The 15,306-nt window shown below is 65.0% G+C and carries 15 protein-coding genes and 1 pseudogene; 8 read left to right on the top strand and 8 right to left on the bottom strand.

Features of this window, described 5'->3' with window-relative positions:
* Positions 1-45 precede the first annotated feature (45 nt).
* The 3 genes from ACLBKS_RS10535 to ACLBKS_RS10525 all read right to left on the bottom strand — a co-directional run bounded on the left by ACLBKS_RS10535 (position 46) and on the right by ACLBKS_RS10525 (position 3,794).
* Positions 46-2,256 (bottom strand): TonB-dependent receptor domain-containing protein, encoded by a 2,211-nt coding sequence (locus ACLBKS_RS10535; protein ID WP_410192770.1) that lies wholly within the window; start codon positions 2,254-2,256, stop codon positions 46-48.
* A 141-nt stretch (positions 2,257-2,397) separates the two neighbouring features.
* On the bottom strand, positions 2,398-2,757 hold the full coding sequence (locus tag ACLBKS_RS10530) for a DUF2946 family protein (RefSeq protein WP_410192769.1): 360 nt from the start codon (positions 2,755-2,757) through the stop codon (positions 2,398-2,400).
* Between the two features lie 23 nt (positions 2,758-2,780).
* Complete coding sequence (locus tag ACLBKS_RS10525) at positions 2,781-3,794, bottom strand: fumarylacetoacetate hydrolase family protein (RefSeq protein ID WP_410192768.1); 1,014 nt, start codon at positions 3,792-3,794, stop codon at positions 2,781-2,783.
* 71 nt (positions 3,795-3,865) lie between these two features.
* Between ACLBKS_RS10525 and ACLBKS_RS10520 the strand changes: the two genes are divergently transcribed.
* The 6 genes from ACLBKS_RS10520 to ACLBKS_RS10495 all read left to right on the top strand — a co-directional run bounded on the left by ACLBKS_RS10520 (position 3,866) and on the right by ACLBKS_RS10495 (position 7,849).
* Positions 3,866-4,648: a DUF3108 domain-containing protein gene (locus tag ACLBKS_RS10520; protein WP_410192767.1), complete on the top strand. Its 783-nt coding sequence runs from the start codon at positions 3,866-3,868 to the stop codon at positions 4,646-4,648.
* Between the two features lie 109 nt (positions 4,649-4,757).
* Positions 4,758-5,075 (top strand): DUF3567 domain-containing protein, encoded by a 318-nt coding sequence (locus tag ACLBKS_RS10515; RefSeq protein ID WP_410192766.1) that lies wholly within the window; start codon positions 4,758-4,760, stop codon positions 5,073-5,075.
* A gap of 183 nt (positions 5,076-5,258) precedes the next feature.
* A complete protein-coding gene (gene purU / locus ACLBKS_RS10510; RefSeq protein ID WP_410192765.1) occupies positions 5,259-6,107 on the top strand; it encodes a formyltetrahydrofolate deformylase in 849 nt (282 codons plus the stop codon).
* A gap of 220 nt (positions 6,108-6,327) precedes the next feature.
* A complete protein-coding gene (locus ACLBKS_RS10505) occupies positions 6,328-6,753 on the top strand; it encodes an ArsR/SmtB family transcription factor (RefSeq protein WP_410192764.1) in 426 nt (141 codons plus the stop codon).
* On the top strand, positions 6,750-7,286 hold the full coding sequence (locus ACLBKS_RS10500; protein ID WP_410192763.1) for an SRPBCC family protein: 537 nt from the start codon (positions 6,750-6,752) through the stop codon (positions 7,284-7,286). Before ACLBKS_RS10505 ends, ACLBKS_RS10500 begins: the two co-directional genes overlap by 4 nt.
* Positions 7,274-7,849 carry a dihydrofolate reductase family protein gene (locus tag ACLBKS_RS10495; protein ID WP_410192762.1) on the top strand — a complete coding sequence of 192 codons (576 nt, stop codon included), beginning with the start codon at positions 7,274-7,276 and terminating at the stop codon, positions 7,847-7,849. The genes ACLBKS_RS10500 and ACLBKS_RS10495 overlap by 13 nt, the downstream gene beginning before the upstream one ends.
* Positions 7,850-8,047: 198 nt before the next feature.
* Here ACLBKS_RS10495 and ACLBKS_RS10490 read toward each other — a convergent pair.
* The 4 genes and pseudogenes from ACLBKS_RS10490 to asd form a co-directional block, all read right to left on the bottom strand.
* Positions 8,048-8,227 (bottom strand): annotated as a pseudogene (locus ACLBKS_RS10490) (alanine--glyoxylate aminotransferase family protein); the annotation flags it as partial.
* A gap of 28 nt (positions 8,228-8,255) precedes the next feature.
* The gene (locus tag ACLBKS_RS10485; protein ID WP_410192761.1) at positions 8,256-9,437 is read right to left on the bottom strand and encodes an AAA family ATPase; all 1,182 of its coding nucleotides are present in this window, start codon (positions 9,435-9,437) and stop codon (positions 8,256-8,258) included.
* Positions 9,438-9,573: 136 nt separating this feature from the next.
* Positions 9,574-10,728 carry an aminotransferase class V-fold PLP-dependent enzyme gene (locus tag ACLBKS_RS10480; RefSeq protein WP_410192760.1) on the bottom strand — a complete coding sequence of 385 codons (1,155 nt, stop codon included), beginning with the start codon at positions 10,726-10,728 and terminating at the stop codon, positions 9,574-9,576.
* Between the two features lie 40 nt (positions 10,729-10,768).
* The gene (asd, locus tag ACLBKS_RS10475; protein ID WP_410192759.1) at positions 10,769-11,653 is read right to left on the bottom strand and encodes an archaetidylserine decarboxylase; all 885 of its coding nucleotides are present in this window, start codon (positions 11,651-11,653) and stop codon (positions 10,769-10,771) included.
* 107 nt (positions 11,654-11,760) lie between these two features.
* Here asd and ACLBKS_RS10470 point away from each other — a divergent pair, with 107 nt between their 5' ends.
* Both ACLBKS_RS10470 and ACLBKS_RS10465 read left to right on the top strand, forming a co-directional pair.
* On the top strand, positions 11,761-13,047 hold the full coding sequence (locus ACLBKS_RS10470) for a TIGR03862 family flavoprotein (RefSeq protein WP_410192758.1): 1,287 nt from the start codon (positions 11,761-11,763) through the stop codon (positions 13,045-13,047).
* A gap of 128 nt (positions 13,048-13,175) precedes the next feature.
* Positions 13,176-14,675 carry an FAD-linked oxidase C-terminal domain-containing protein gene (locus ACLBKS_RS10465; RefSeq protein ID WP_410192757.1) on the top strand — a complete coding sequence of 500 codons (1,500 nt, stop codon included), beginning with the start codon at positions 13,176-13,178 and terminating at the stop codon, positions 14,673-14,675.
* A 141-nt stretch (positions 14,676-14,816) separates the two neighbouring features.
* Here ACLBKS_RS10465 and ACLBKS_RS10460 read toward each other — a convergent pair.
* A partial coding sequence (locus ACLBKS_RS10460) for a methyl-accepting chemotaxis protein (protein WP_410192756.1) occupies positions 14,817-15,306 on the bottom strand: 490 nt, incomplete at its 5' end.

Raw genomic sequence — 15,306 nt, 5'->3', positions numbered from 1 at the left:
TGCGAGGTCGCAATGCCCAGCCCCACGGCAGCGCGGCCGCCCGGTTTAAAAATCGACGGTCACGCCGACGTTGACCGACCGCCCCATGCCGCGCACGGCCACGGGTGCGACGCCGGCCATCATGTCGGCGCTGGCATATTCCAGACCGCCCAGGGGCTGGTCGTACTGCTTGTTCAGCAGATTGTCGACGCCCGCGTCCACACGCACGGTTTTCGATACTTTGTAGCGGGCGCGGTAGTTGAGCAGGCCGTAGCCATCCGTCTCCTGCTCGGCGCGGACCTCGCTGACGCGGTCCTTGGCGTCCACCAGCACGGCTTCCAACGTCTGGGTCCAGGCGCCCAGGGCGTGGTCCAGGGCGAGGCGGCCGTTGAGCGGCATGATGTTGTAGAGGTTATCGCCGTCCGTGGTCTTGCCGCGCACGTAGCTGAGCGTGGCGCGCGTGGTCCAGTCGCCGCCCGCACGGCCCACGTACTTCGAGGCCGAGAGGTCCAGGCCGTAGAGCACGGCATCCTCGTTGATGAAGCGCAATGATTGCCGCCCCGTCAGCATGCTCATGTTGTAGGGGTTGGCGTCGGTGTTGGCCTCGACGTTGATGTAGTCCTTCACGTAGGTGTAGAAGGGCGCCAGCGTCAACTGCCAGTCACGGCGACCGGCGTCGTGCCAATCGGCACCGGCTTTGACGCTGTAGGCCACCTCGGGCTTGAGGTCCAGGTCGCCGACATAGGAATTCAAGTCGCCGAACCAGTTGTTCATCAGGCCCGCCATCATGGCCTCGTTCGACCAGGTGTAGCGCTCGTGCAGGTTGGGCGACCGGGTCTTGCGGGACACACCGACGTCGTAGGTGGCGGCCTCGCTCTGCACGTAACGCGCCGCCGCCGTCAGGTCCCAGTTCAGGTCCTTGCGCTTGTGGTTCTTGGCGTTGAAGGCGTCGGCGTCCGTCTTGTAAGTGGAGTCCGCATAGTTCTCGGTTCCGCCGTTGTAGCTGCCGTCAGCCGCGGTGTGGTAACCCTGCACATCGCCCGTGTCCATGCGCACCTGTTCCAGACGCAGGCCCACCAGGGTGGAGAGCTTCTCGCTGAGCTTGCTGTCCAGTTCGGCGAAGACGGCCAGGCGGTCGCGCTGGCCGTCGCGGATGTTCCAGAAATCATGCGGGCCCATGAAACTGTCGTTCAGGGGCGGCCACCAGTCGTCCAGCGTGTAGCGATGGAACTCGTGGCCAAGCCGGACCGTGTTGCCCTCGCTCCAGGGCAGGGTGGCCACGATCGAGTAGCCGAGATCCACCGCGTCCGTGTCCATGGGCATCTCACCGCCCTTCTCGCGCAGGATGTCCATTTTGTGTTCCACGTGCTGGCGGTAAGCGCGGGTCTCCAGCGCGCCCCAGTCGAACTGGCCTTTGTAGGCCGCGTTGATCGACAGGCTCTGGTTGCCGGTCATGTCCATGGCTTGGTTCGGAAAGCCTTGGACCGGAATGTCCTGCCAACCCACGCTCAGGGTGTAGAGGTCCGTGCCCGAACGCGCGGCCAGGTCCACCGCGTTGTTGCGCACCTTGTAGCGGCTGGCGCCGACTTCCTTGCCCTTGCCATCCTCGTAGTTGTCAGACTCGGCCGTGTTGCCCGTGTAGCCCAGGCTGAAGTTCTCGGTGGCCACGGCGGTCCGCAGGCTCGCGCCCTGGGCATCGCCGTTGCTGCGCGCGAAGGCGGAGAAACTGCCTGTGGTCAACAGACCCTGCCCTGGCTCGGCAAACACCGGGGGCCGAGACGTGACGGCGATGGCGCCACCGATGCTGTCGCCGCCCTGGCTGACCGGAACGATGCCCGCGTAGACGTTGATCGACCCCAGCGCCGCCGGGTCCAGGTAAGACAGGGCCGGGTTCATGTGGTTGGGGCAAGCGGAGGTGATGCTCATGCCGTCCACCGTGATCTTGAGCCGGTCGTCCCCCAGGCCGTTGATGACGGGCAGGCTGGAGACTCCACCCCCGAAATAAAAACTCAAGCCTGGCGTGCCTTCCAGCACCGAGGCCGTGTCATTGCGCCCAAAACGCCGCGCGTCCAAGGCCTCGCCCGTCAGCGAGGACTCAAAGGGAGGTTTGATTTCTTGCGCGACCACGCGCACGGGCGGCAAATCGCGGGCCGCCTCGCCTTGCGCGGCGGACTGGGCGTGCACGGCGCCCCCCGAAACGAGCAGAACAGCGGACAGCACGGGCGTCAGCTGGCGCTTCTTGAACGACGAAAGATGCTTGGACTTGAAGGACTTCATGGGCTTTTCCTGGATCGAGCACCTGCGCTGAGACCCAGCACAGGAGATGAGAGAAGTGACTGCCAGCGCGAGCGCGCGCCGCAGTCAACGCAGGGGCATGCACCGGCGCATCAGCGCCGACCGCGCACTGCGGGAGCAGGATCAGGAAAAGGAAGGTGGGCCGCGCGGCGGCAGGGGCGCGGCCGTGCGGCCCGCGATGTGCGCGGCGACCAAGGGGTGCAGCGCCAGGGCCAGAGGCGAATCGTGCGGCAGGACACTCACCGGCACGGAGGGCGGCGTGAGCACCTGCACGCACAAGGGGCAGTCCAGCGCGTGGGCATGGCGGGTGGCCGCGCCCTCGTCATCGCCCTGCGCGACCAGCTTCATCACGCCATCGGCAGCGCACACCAACTCCATCGTCTTGGGCTGCACGATGGGCGATGCAATCGCCACGCCGAGCGCGAGCGCGAACCCCGCCAGCACGAGGCGGGCGAGGAAGCGGGCGCGGCGCAGGGCTTGCATGGGGCGCGATGATACCGGGCGGGTCAGGCGGCTCTGGGCGCGACCTGCTGCTCAATGGCACCGAAGACCGACAGCCCGTCCCGGCCCTTCATCTCGATGCGCAGCGTGTCGCCGAACTTCATGTAGGCGGTGGCCGGTTGGCCGTCCAGACGCGCTTCCATGGCGCGCTTCTCAGCGATGCTGGCATAGCCCTTGGGCCAATCCTGGCGCCCTTCGGTCTCCAGCGCGCGGTTGCTGAGCGCGCCGCTGGCGACGATGCTGCCGACACGCACGCGTCGGGTCGCGCCCAGGCCCGCGATGAGTTGGCCAAACGGCACCTCCATGGCGTCACCCGCGTCGCACAAGCCCACGGTGCGGCCGTTCAAGCTGGTCTGCAAGGTCAGGTGCACACGCCCACCAACCCAGGCCTCGCCCAGTTCATCGGGCGTGACGGCCACAGGGCTGAACGCCACGGCCGGCTTGCTTTGCACAAAGCCCAAGCCGCGCTTGAGTTCCTCGGCCATGCGCTGACGCAGCGTCCAACCGTTCGACAGCATGAGGAGCCGGACGCCGTCCAAGGCCTGCTCGGGCGGAGCCCCGGCAGGCACGTCGCCGGTGATGACGGCCAGCCCCGCCTCGAAATCGATGCCCGGGTCCTGGCCGGACAGCTGCGCGGCTCCGTCGTCTGCGAACAGCGCTTTGTCACAAGCACCTTGCAAATGCCCGTAGCCCTGATGCAGCAGCGGGGCGTCCAAAGCGGTCAGCTCCGGGTACACCAAGTCCAAGTGGTTGGCGCCACCGAGGCCACTTGCAAACTGGAAGGCACGTGGCAAGGGGGCCATGCATTGCGCTGCGTCAAAAGGAAAGGCATGCCGCGCCTTGCCCTGATTGAGGGTGGCGTAGAGGTCTTCCAACTGGGGGGCGAGAAAGTTCCAGTCATCCAGTACCTGCTGCATGCGTTGCGCGATGCCGGTCGCATAATGGGCCTGACCGAGGTCACGCGAGACGACCAGCAACTGACCATCGCGTGAACCGTCTTTGTAGGTGGCAAGTTTCATCGGGATGCAATCGTTTTCATCGGCGCCTGTGCCGCAGTCCAAGTGGCCCAGCCGCAAGCTGTGATTACACCATGAGCGATTTCGAGCTTTTGCACCGCCGTGCATGGCTGATGCGTGCTGGCCTGGTCCTGCTGCCCGGCCTCGCTTCGGGGCCCTTGGCGAGGGCCGCGAACTCTCCGCCACGCATCGCGCCGAATGCGGTTCCCGCCTCGCGGCAATTGCGGTACGAGGTTCGCGGCACGTTCGCCTTCATACCGCTGTTCGCCGATGGCGATCTGTCATGGCGACATGGGCCCAGCGGCTACGAGGCGAGACTTCGACTTGACGCGGGCTTCCTGGGCACGCGCGAGCGCGTCAGCACGGGAACGATCACGCCCATGGGCTTGCAACCCTTACGCTACACCGATCGTTCACAGCACCAACGCGACACGGAATTCGATTGGCCGCATGCCGAGGCACGCCTGGCACGCGGTGGCACGGCGCTGCTGGACCCGGGCACCCAAGACTTGGTGAGTCTTTACATCCAGCTCGCTTGCCTGTTTGCGATGGACGCCGCCGCCCCCTTCCTGCCACCCAATGGCACACAAATGCCCCTGCCCGTGTTGGGCAATGGCAAGAGCGTGGAACGCTGGCGTTTGGTGATCCAAGGCGAGGAGACCTTGGAGTTGCCGGGTGGACGCCTGCGCACGCGCAAGCTGCTGCGCCTGCCGGAAGACTCGGACAACCTGGGCGCGGAGCTTTGGCTGGCGCCCGCCTTGAACTGGATGCCAGCGCGCATTCGCCTGCGCGAAGGCCGCAGCAGCGATGTGGATTTGCGCTGGAGCCAATCCGTCACGGATTTGACTAGCCTTTGATGCATCTTGAAACCTTCCAGGAGACCCCCAACTGCCTAATCCAGCATGAAACTTGCGGCTGTCACCGTGCCATTACCCAGCTTTCGCCAACTGCCTATAGACTGACACCATGCATACCTTGTACGACTCGGAGTCTTTCATCGTCACTCACCTGCTGGCCAGCCCCATTCACCAGGATGACAAGGGGCACGTCACGGTCAGCGACCCCGACGACGAATACATGGCGGACCGCCCCACGCTGATGCGCCATGGGTTTGAAATCGTGGACAAACGTTCGGGCAAGGAACTGTTCCTTGACGGCGCCTGGGCTGAACTCTTCCAACAGCGCTTGAGCGAATGGCAGCGCAACCGCCCCACGCAGGACGAGGTGGAGAACACCCTGGCGCAGTACGCCGAATTGGCCACCCTGCCCCTGCACGTGCACTGAATCCACGCGCCGACGCGGGCCCGGGCCGCGCAAGCGCTCCAACCAACACCGCCGCCCGCCTGCCCTGGTGGGGCGGCGGTGTTGCTTGGGGAAGGACATGCTAGCCAGGCTAGACGGTGAGTTTTGCGACAATTCACACCTCGCCCATTCCGACCCAGAGCCGACCCAGAGACCCGAGACACCATGAGCGCCGCCTATATCCTCACCTTTTCGTGCCCGGACCGTCTGGGCCTGGTCCACGCCGTGTCCGGTTTCCTGCTGGAGCGTGGCGGCAACATCGAAGAAGCCGCCCAGTACAACGACCCGGTCACGGGCTTGTTCTTCATGCGGGTGCGCTTCTCCTGCGGCCAGGTCAGCCACGCCGACCTGCAAGCACAGTTGAAGACGTTCGCCGAGCCCTTCCAGATGCAATGGCAGCTGAACCCAGCCGAGACCAAGGTGCGCACCATCATCTTCGTCAGCAAGGAAGGCCACTGCCTCAACGACCTGCTGTTTCGCTGGAAGATCGGCCTGTTGCCCATCGACATCCGCGCCATCGTCTCCAACCACCGCGACTTCTACCAACTCGCGGCCAGCTACAACATCCCCTTCCACCACATTCCCGTCACGGCGGCGACCAAGCCCGAAGCCGAAGCCAAGCAGTACGAAATCGTGCAGGCCGAGAACGCCGACCTCGTGGTGCTCGCGCGCTACATGCAGGTGCTGAGCGATGACCTGTGCCGCAAGCTCTCGGGCAAGGCCATCAACATCCACCACAGCTTCCTGCCCAGCTTCAAGGGTGCGAAGCCCTACTACCAGGCCCATGACCGCGGTGTGAAGCTGATCGGCGCCACCGCCCACTACGTCACGGCCGACCTGGACGAAGGCCCCATCATCGAGCAGGACGTGGCCCGCGTGGACCACAGCAAGACCGTGGAAGACTTCACGGCCATCGGCCGCGACACCGAGAGCCAGGTGCTGGCGCGCGCGGTGAAGTGGCATAGCGAGCATCGCGTGATCTTGAATGGGCACAAGACGGTGATCTTCAAGTAAGCCCGCGCCATCCCAAAAAGCAAAGCCCCGATGTCTTGCGACTCGGGGCTTTTCTGTTCGATGGGAGGAGCGCGTTATTGCCCAGGACGGCGAGCGTCCCAGACGCCTTCGCTCGGTCAGGGCGTGGCGCAAAAACACGGTGCGGGGCCCCAAAAGTACCCCCAACAGATATTCAACCATATGGTTGACAATCGACGAGATCACCCCTATATTCAACAACATGGTTGAACTTCAGGAAACCCAACTCAGCGCCGTGTTCCATGCACTGGGCGATCTCACGCGTCGCCGCATGTTGCGACTCCTGGCCGAGGGCGAACGCACGGTCGGCCAACTGGCCGAGCCATTTCACATGTCGCTGGCAGCAGCCTCCAAGCACATCAAGGCGCTCGAGAGCGCGGGTTTGATCAGGCGTGAAGTTGAAGGCCGCACGCACCTTTGTCACCTGAATGCCGGCCCCCTGGCCTCCGCCGAGGAGTGGATTTCCTACTACGAACGGTTCTGGCACACGCGCTTGGACCGACTCGAAGCCTTGCTGCAACGCGACCGCGCGGCCGATGCCCCGACGAAGAGCGTCGAGGCATCTCAGGTCGAAGCGGGTTCCCCGCCCTCAAAGTCACCCTCAACAAAGAAACGGAGCAAGCGATGACCGACACACAGTTCAACAACAGACTCGGAACCTTGACACCGGACAAGTCTTTGCACATCCAACGCCGGCTGCCAGGCCCGATCGAACGCGTTTGGGCTTACCTGACTGATAGCGACCTGCGCCGTCAATGGCTGGCGAGCGGCACGATGCCGCTTCAGGCGGGCGCGTCCTTCGAACTGGTATGGCGCAACGACGAATTGTCGATGTCGGCCGACGAACGCCCAGAAGGCTTCTCCGCCGAATCTCGCGCGACCTGCCAGTTCATCGAGGTAGAACCACCCCGACGCATGCGCTATATCTGGCCTGGCGTGGGCGATGTCAGCATGGAGCTCGAAGCCCTTGGCAACGACGTACTACTGACACTGACCCACCGGCAACTGATCGGCGAAAGGCTGATCCTCAATGTCTGCGCTGGCTGGCATGCGCATCTTGCATTGCTGGTTGCACGCCTGGAAGACGACAGCGTGCCTTCGCTTTGGAGCACGTGGAAAAAACTGCGCGCCGAGTACGAGGAGCAGTTATGCGCAAGCTGATCGCCGCCATGCGACTGTCGCTGGACGGCCGCAGCCAAGGCCCGGATGGCTATGCTGACTGGGTGGATGCATGGTCCGAAGACTACGGACTCATGGAACGCATTGACGCCTGCCTGCTAGGTGGACACATGTACCCAGGATACGAACAATACTGGACGGCTATCCGGCAGGAGCCCGCACAGCCCCTACCGATGACCGGTCGGCTCCCACACCCTGACGAGCTGCGCTGGAGTGAGTTCACGCAACGGACACCGCATTACGTGCTGTCCACCACCCTGCAGACGGTCAGTTGGCCACAGACACGCCTGTTGCGACACGCGGATGCTGTTCGAGAGCTGAAAACGCAGCCTGGTAAATCGATTTACCTCATGGGCGGCGCGAGTCTGATCGGCAGCATGCTCGACATCGGCTTGGTGGACGAGTTGCACTGCATCGTTTACCCCTTGCTGCTCGGTCCAGCCCAAGGTCCATTTGAGAAGCTGGCACATCGCCAAGCGCTGAAACTGCTGGATCAGCGTTTGATGGATGAAGGACTGATGCACCTGACCTATCGGGTCGGCTGAGGTCTGTCGGAGGGCGTCTCAAGACCCTATTGGCGAACATCCTTGGACCAACACTTCACTGTCCGATACCGAGGGGCTTACCCTCAACCCGCCAAGGTCCAGCCGCAGACCTGGATTGGCATCAAGCCATGGGTCACACCCAAATCAAAGCCCCAGCTCGTGAGAGCAGAGTCTTGGGTGTTTGAAGAGGGAAGGTGTTTATGCCGCTTTCGCCACCCTCTCGGTGTACCCCAGCTTGTCCAGGCCGAAGTGGCCGACGCGGAAGGTGCTGAAGTCCTTGGGCACGTCACCCTGCAAGGGCACGCCCGCAGCGGTCTGCAGGCCCAGGACCTTCTTGCTGTTCTGGATGTCGGTGTCGGCGGTGGCGCTCACTGCCACGCTGACGAAGCTGCAAGCCTGTACTGGCTCAGGGGAGTCCAGGCATCACTCGACGCATGTACGCGTCGAACAGTGGCACGGTGAACCCAGTATCCCCATGCGCTGGGCTGTAAATCATGCCTTTGTCGATCAGCTTGGCTCGCGTGGGCGCTACCGTGCGCACTTCACGCCCAAGAATGTGCGCAATGTCACCCGAACGATGAGGGCCAGGCCCGAGTTCCGCCATGGCGCGCAGGTACCGCTTTTCCGAAGGCGTAAGGCGATCCAGGCGGACGCGAAAAAAACTGGTATCCAGTTCCGCGAGCGCCTGTTGCGTGGCGGCGTGCACGTCGTGCTCGCTGATGGGTGAGCGCTCGGCGCAGGTCCAGCTGTGTTTGCCCCACTCCTGCAGGAAATAGGGATAGCCTTGGGTCTGGAGAACGATCTCCCGCAGCGCCGCCTCTTCATAGCGCACGCCGAAACGCAGGGCAGGTGCCGTGATGGCTTGCCGGGCATCGGCCTCCATCAAAGGACCGACCTGCACAAACTCGAACAGACGCTCGGCATAGGACTTGGCACGCCCCATCTGCCCCACCAGCTGCGGCAAACCCGCACCCACCATGGTGACGGGCAGTTGCATCTGCGCGCAGCGGTGCAAGGCGGTGATCAAGGCTGCCAGTTGTTCTTCCGGCACATACTGCAGCTCGTCAATGAACAGCACTGTGACGGTCTTGCGTTCCTGGGCCGCCTCGCCCACGGCCTGAAAGAGAGAGATCAAGTCGGCATCCAGATCACCCGTGTCCGCCACGCCCGGCTCCAGCCCCAGATCGACGCCGAACTCGATGTCGTCGTACTTCAGCTTCATGGCCTGCACAAAGCCGCCGAGCGCACGCAGGGCACGCTTGGCGAGATCGCCGCTGGCGGCCAGACGGTCCAACTTGAGCAAGGCCGCCCGCATGGCCGGCACCAGCAAGGCCGGCAAGGACCGTTTTTCCGGCGCCTCCAGCAGCACGGTGGCAAACCCTTTTTGTTCGGCCTCTCGGTACAGACGATTCAGCAGCACCGTCTTGCCCACCCCCCGCAAGCCAACCAGCATCACACTGCGCGCCACCAGTCCAAGGCGCATCCGATCCAGGGCAATGGACGCGGTTTCGATCACCCGGTCGCGCCCGGCCAATTCAGGCGGAGGTGAGCCCGCGCCAGGCGCATAGGGATTGGTCCGAGGGTCCATGCAAGGCAGTTTATCCGAAGTTACCTAAATTCAGTAACTTCAGATAAATTGCATAAACCCTCCATTCCGAACTCAAAACAGAAACGCCCTGCGACCTTCCGGTCACAGGGCGCGAGGAGCATGAACAGGCTGCTGGTCAGGCCGCCTTCGCCACCTTCTCGGTATACCCCAGCTTGTCCAGCGCCGCCGCCAATTGCGCCACGCTGCGGTCCGGGTTGTGGAGCTTGTCCAGACCGAAGAGGCCGATGCGGAAGGTGCTGAAATCCTTGGGCTCGTCGCACTGCAGGGGCACGCCCGCGGCGGTCTGCAGGCCCAGGGCCAGGAACTTTTTGCTGTTCTGGATTTCGGTGTCGGTGGTGTAGCTGACCACCACGCCCGCCGCCTTGAAGCCGTCGGCGGCGACACTGACAAAACCGCGGCGCTCCAGCAGGGCGCGCACCTTGGCGCCCAGGGCCAGCTGTTCCTGCCGCACCTTCTCGAACCCGTAGTCGCGCGTCTCGCGCATCACCTGGTCCAGCCGCGCGAGCGCGTCGGTGGGCATGGTGGTGTGGTACATGTGGCCGCCGTTTTCGTAGGCCTCCATGATTTGCAGCCACTTCTTGAGGTCGGCCGCGAAACTGGTGCTGGTGGTGCCATCGATGGCCTGGCGGGCGCGCTCGCTCAGCATCACCATGGCGCAAGCGGGCGAGCCGCTCCAGCCCTTCTGCGGCGCGCTGACCAGCACGTCCACGCCCGTGGCCTGCATGTCCACCCAGAGGCAGCCGGAAGCAATGCAATCGAGCACGAAGAGACCGCCCACTTCGTGCACGGCGTCCGTCACCTTCTTCAGATAGTCGTCGGGCAGGATCATGCCGGCCGCAGTTTCGACGTGGGGCGCGAACACCACGGCGGGCTTTTCCGCCTTGATCGTCGCCACCACTTCGTCCACCGGACAGGGTATCCAGGGCGCTTGCGGGCCCGTGCCGATGCGACGGGCCTTGAGCACGGTGGAGCTGGCAGGAATGTTGCCCATCTCGAAGATCTGGGTCCAGCGGTAGCTGAACCAACCATTGCGGATCACCAGGGTCTTCTTGCCCGTGGCGAACTGGCGCGCCACAGCCTCCATGCCGAACGTGCCGCTGCCGGGCACGAGCGCGGCGGACTTGGCCTTGTACACGTCCTTGAGGATGGTGGAAATGTCCTTCATTACGCCCTGGAAGCGCTGGGACATGTGGTTCAGGGCGCGGTCGGTGTAAACCACCGAGAATTCGAGCAAGCCGTCGGGATCGACGTTGGGCAACAGTGCGGGCATGGAGGTCTCCTGTGGATGCCTGACTTCCCAGAAACCGGTGTCAGGCTTTCGAGTCGGCCATTCTCTCACCAAGCCGGATGGCGCGCCCGGGCGCCCAATCCGGGTTGAATTGCAGGCCAGACGCCCCCGGTTTGCCGGGCCAGAGCAGCACCACGGTGCTGCCCAGCAGGAAGCGTCCCATCTCCGCGCCCTGGGCCAGAGTGACCGTGCGGCTCCCACCAGCGCCTTCGCCCGCCCCCTCGTACAGCCACTCCATCACCGTGGGTCGGCGCGGCGGGTTGACCTGGCCGTGCCAGACGGTGACCATGCTGCCCACGATGGTCGCTCCCACCAGCACCAGGGCCAGGGGCCCCGAAGCGGTGTCGAAGATGCAGACCACACGCTCATTGCGCGCGAACAAGCCCGGCACGCCGCGCGCGGTGGTCGGGTTCACGGAGAACAACTCCCCAGGCACGTAAACCATGCGCCGCAGCGTGCCCGCGCAAGGCATGTGGATGCGGTGGTAGTCGCGCGGGCTCAGGTAGAGGGTGGCGAAGTTGCCGTTCTCAAACTGGGCGGCCAGCGCGGCGTCACCGCCCAGCAAAGCGGTGGTGCTGTACTGGTGGCCTTTGGCCTGGAAGATCTGGTCGCGTTCGATGGCGCCGAATTGGCTGATGGCGCCGTCCACCGGGCAAATCCAGTCGGCATCAGCCAGCGGGCGAGCACCGTCCTTCAGCGCGCGCGTGAAGAAGTCGTTGAAGGTGGCATAGGCCGCCGGGTTGGGCTCGGCCGCCTCGCTCATGTTCACGTTGTAGCGGCGGATGAAGCGACGGATGATGGCCGTCGTCACCGCCCCCATGGCCGAACCGGCCACCCAGCCGGAAAACACATTGATGGCTTTTTTCGGATAAAGGTACTGCGGCAACACCGCAAGACGATCGGACATGGACGAGGCTTTCTTCGGATGACAGGCGAGGATAAGAGGGTGATTATCCCGCCACGGCGCGGCGGCCTGACCCCGCCTGTACGTCGGGCCACGAGACAATGCGAACCATGAGTTCCCCTGATTCCCGTGATTCCGACGTCGCCATCATCGGCGGTGGCCCTGCCGGGCTGATGGCCGCCGAGGTGCTTTGCGCCGCGGGCCACAGCGTCACCGTGTTCGACGCCAAGCCCAGCGTGGGTCGCAAGTTCTTGCTGGCGGGCAAGGGCGGGCTGAACCTGACGCATTCCGAGCCGTTCGCGCCCTTCGTCAGTCGCTATGGCGCACGCGCCGCGCAAATTGAGCCGCTGCTGCGAGACTTCGACGCTGGTGCGCTGCGCGCTTGGGCCGCCGGTCTGGGTGTGGAGACTTTCGTCGGCACCTCGGGCCGCGTCTTTCCCAGCGACCTGAAAGCCGCGCCGCTGCTGCGCGCTTGGCTACACCGACTGCGCACGTCGGGCGTCACGTTCGCGATGCGGCACCGCTGGATGGGCTGGGCCCATGGAGAGGGTGATCAAGACGTCGGCGCGCTGCGCTTCGCCACGCCCGACGGCGAACGCTTGGTTCGCCCGCGCGCCACGCTGCTGGCGCTGGGGGGCGCGTCTTGGCCCCAGCTTGGGTCGGATGGCGCATGGACGGCGTTGCTGCAAGCGCGCGGCGTGGACATCGCGCCGCTGCGCCCCGCCAACTGCGGCTTCAACGTGGCGGCGACCGCCGCGCACCCGCAATCGGCGGGCTGGAGCGAGCGCTTCGCATCCGAGTTCGCGGGCCAGCCCGTCAAACCCGTCGCGCTGACGACCGAGGGCTTTGCGGCACGCAGCGGCGAGTTCGTGATCACCGCCCACGGCATCGAAGGCTCGCTGGTCTATGCCGCCAGTGCCCTGCTGCGCGATCAGATCGAGCACGACGGCGCGGCCACGCTGCACCTCGACCTGCTGCCCCAGCTGACGCCCGAGCGCGTGCTCGCCGAGGTGCGACACCCGCGCGGTAGCCGCTCGCTGTCCTCGCACCTGAAAAGCCGCCTGCACCTCAGCCCGCTCAAGCTGGGCCTGCTGCATGAGCTGCTGACGCGCGAGCAGATGCAACACCCGCCCACGCTGGCCGCCGCGCTGAAGCGCCTGCCACTGACACTCGCGTCGCCGCGCCCGGTCGCCGAGGCCATCTCCACGGCGGGCGGCGTGCGCTTCGAGACGCTGACCGACACGCTGATGCTGAACACCCTGCCTGGCGTGTTCTGCGCGGGCGAGATGCTGGACTGGGAGGCGCCGACGGGCGGCTACCTGCTGACGGCCAGCATCGCCAGCGGACGCGCGGCGGCTCGCGGCGTGACGGACTGGCTGGCGACGCCGAGACCGTGATGGTGAACGTGATCGGGGTCTAGCTTCAATCGTCATGTCGACGCCCAGGGCCCGTTCACACTCATTTCTCAGGTGTGAACAGGTCCTGGCTCGACCACGCCATGGCGATTATTTATGATGCCTGCGCCATGAATGCCCCCGCAGAGCCCCCCTTCAGCACCGCCGAGCGTCACACACGTCAAGCGCAAGTCGTGCAGGCACTCCAAGCCGTGCTGCCCGCCCATGCCCTCCTCTGGCAGGAAGAGGACACCACGCCCTACGAATGCGACGGCCTCACGGCCTACCGTCAACGGCCCCTCGCCGTGGCTCTTCCTGAAACCGAAGAGCAAGTCGCGGCAGTGCTACGCACCTGCCATGCGTTGAATGTGCCCGTGGTGGCGCGCGGTGCAGGCACAGGTCTGTCGGGCGGGTCCATGCCGCACGCCATGGGGGTGACACTGTCCTTGGCCAAGTTCAACCGCATCCTGAGAGTTGACCCGGCCAGCCGCACCGCCGTCGTGCAGGCCGGCGTGCGCAACCTCGCCATCAGCGAAGCCGCCGCGCCCCATGGCCTGTACTACGCCCCCGACCCGAGCAGCCAAATCGCCTGCACCATCGGCGGCAACGTGGCCGAAAACTCGGGCGGCGTGCACTGCCTGAAGTACGGTTTGACGGTGCACAACGTGCTCAAGGTCCGGGGTTACACGGTCGAGGGCGAGGCAGTGGAGTTTGGCGGGGAGGCCCTGGACGCCCCCGGTTACGACCTGCTGGCCGTGCTGGTCGGCAGCGAAGGCATGCTGGCCGTGGTCGTGGAGGCCACGGTGCGCCTGACGCCCAAGCCCCAACTGGCGCGCTGCATCATGGCCAGCTTCGACGACGTGAAGCGTGCGGGTGACGCCGTGGCTGCGGTGATCGCGGCGGGCATCATCCCGGCCGGCCTGGAGATGATGGACCAGCCCATGACGGCCGCGGTCGAGGACTTCGTTCACGCCGGTTATGACCTTTCCGCCGCCGCCATCCTGCTCTGCGAAAGCGACGGCACACCGGAGGAAGTGGAAGAAGAAATCGGCCGCATGAGCGAGGTGCTGCGCAACGCTGGTGCCACGGCCATCGCGGTCAGCCGCGACGAGGCCGAGCGCCTGCGCTACTGGAGCGGGCGCAAGAACGCCTTTCCCGCCAGCGGCCGGTTGGCCCCGGACTACATGTGCATGGACTCGACCATCCCTAGAGCGCGACTGGCCGACATCCTGCAAGCCATCCAGGAAATGGAAGGCAAATACGGGCTGCGCTGCCTCAACGTCTTCCACGCGGGCGACGGCAACCTGCACCCGCTCATCCTCTTCGATGCCAACGACCCGGACCAACTGCACCGCTGCGAACAATTCGGCGCGGACATTCTGGAAACCAGCGTGGCCATGGGCGGCACCGTGACCGGTGAACACGGCGTCGGGGTGGAAAAGCTCAACAGCATGTGCGTGCAATTCACCGCCGAGGAGCACGCGCAAATGCTGGGCGTCAAGCAAGCCTTCGACCCGGCGGGCTTGCTCAACCCTGGCAAGGTGATTCCGACGCTGAACCGCTGCGCCGAGTACGGCAAGATGCTGGTGCGCGGCGGCCAGCTCAAGCACCCCGATCTGCCGCGCTTCTGAGGTCGAACGCAAGGCAAGCTCCTGGGAACCCGGCACCCTGGTGGGCCCGGCTTCTATTTGCGGGTTCTCGAGCCCTGCGGGCGGCGCGGCAGAGGCCGCTGGCGCCCCCTCTGTTCTGAGCGTATCGACAGGCTCACAGATTCAACGTTCGGTCAGCAGGGGCCGCTGCTGATCAGGCACGCCCGGCGAGGTGGCGCCGCCCAGGGCAGGGGCGGTTTCCTTGCCGCCCGGCGGGTCCATCAGTTTGAACACGCTGACCGCCCGCACCAGTTCCTGCGCCTGCATGCGCAGATTGGTGGCAGCGGCCGCCATTTCCTCCACCAAGGCAGCGTTTTGCTGGGTGGTCTGGTCCATGTTCGTCACGGCATCGCCCACCTGGGTCACGCCCGCCGTCTGTTCACTGCTGGCCGCGCTGATCTCCGCCATGATGCTGCTGACCCGCTGGATGCTGGACACGACTTCGTTCATGGTGCCGCCGGCCTTGTCGGCCAGGGCCGTGCCTTGTTCCACGCGGTGCACGCTGTCGGTGATCAGGCCCTTGATCTCCTTGGCGGCTTCGGCGCTGCGCTGCGCCAACGCGCGCACCTCACCGGCCACCACCGCGAACCCTCGACCTTGCTCGCCCGCGCGT

It is taken from the genome of Hylemonella sp. W303a, from assembly GCF_046452315.1.
Lineage (GTDB): Bacteria > Pseudomonadota > Gammaproteobacteria > Burkholderiales > Burkholderiaceae_C > Hylemonella.
This window is presented reverse-complemented; position numbering and strand designations above follow the sequence as displayed.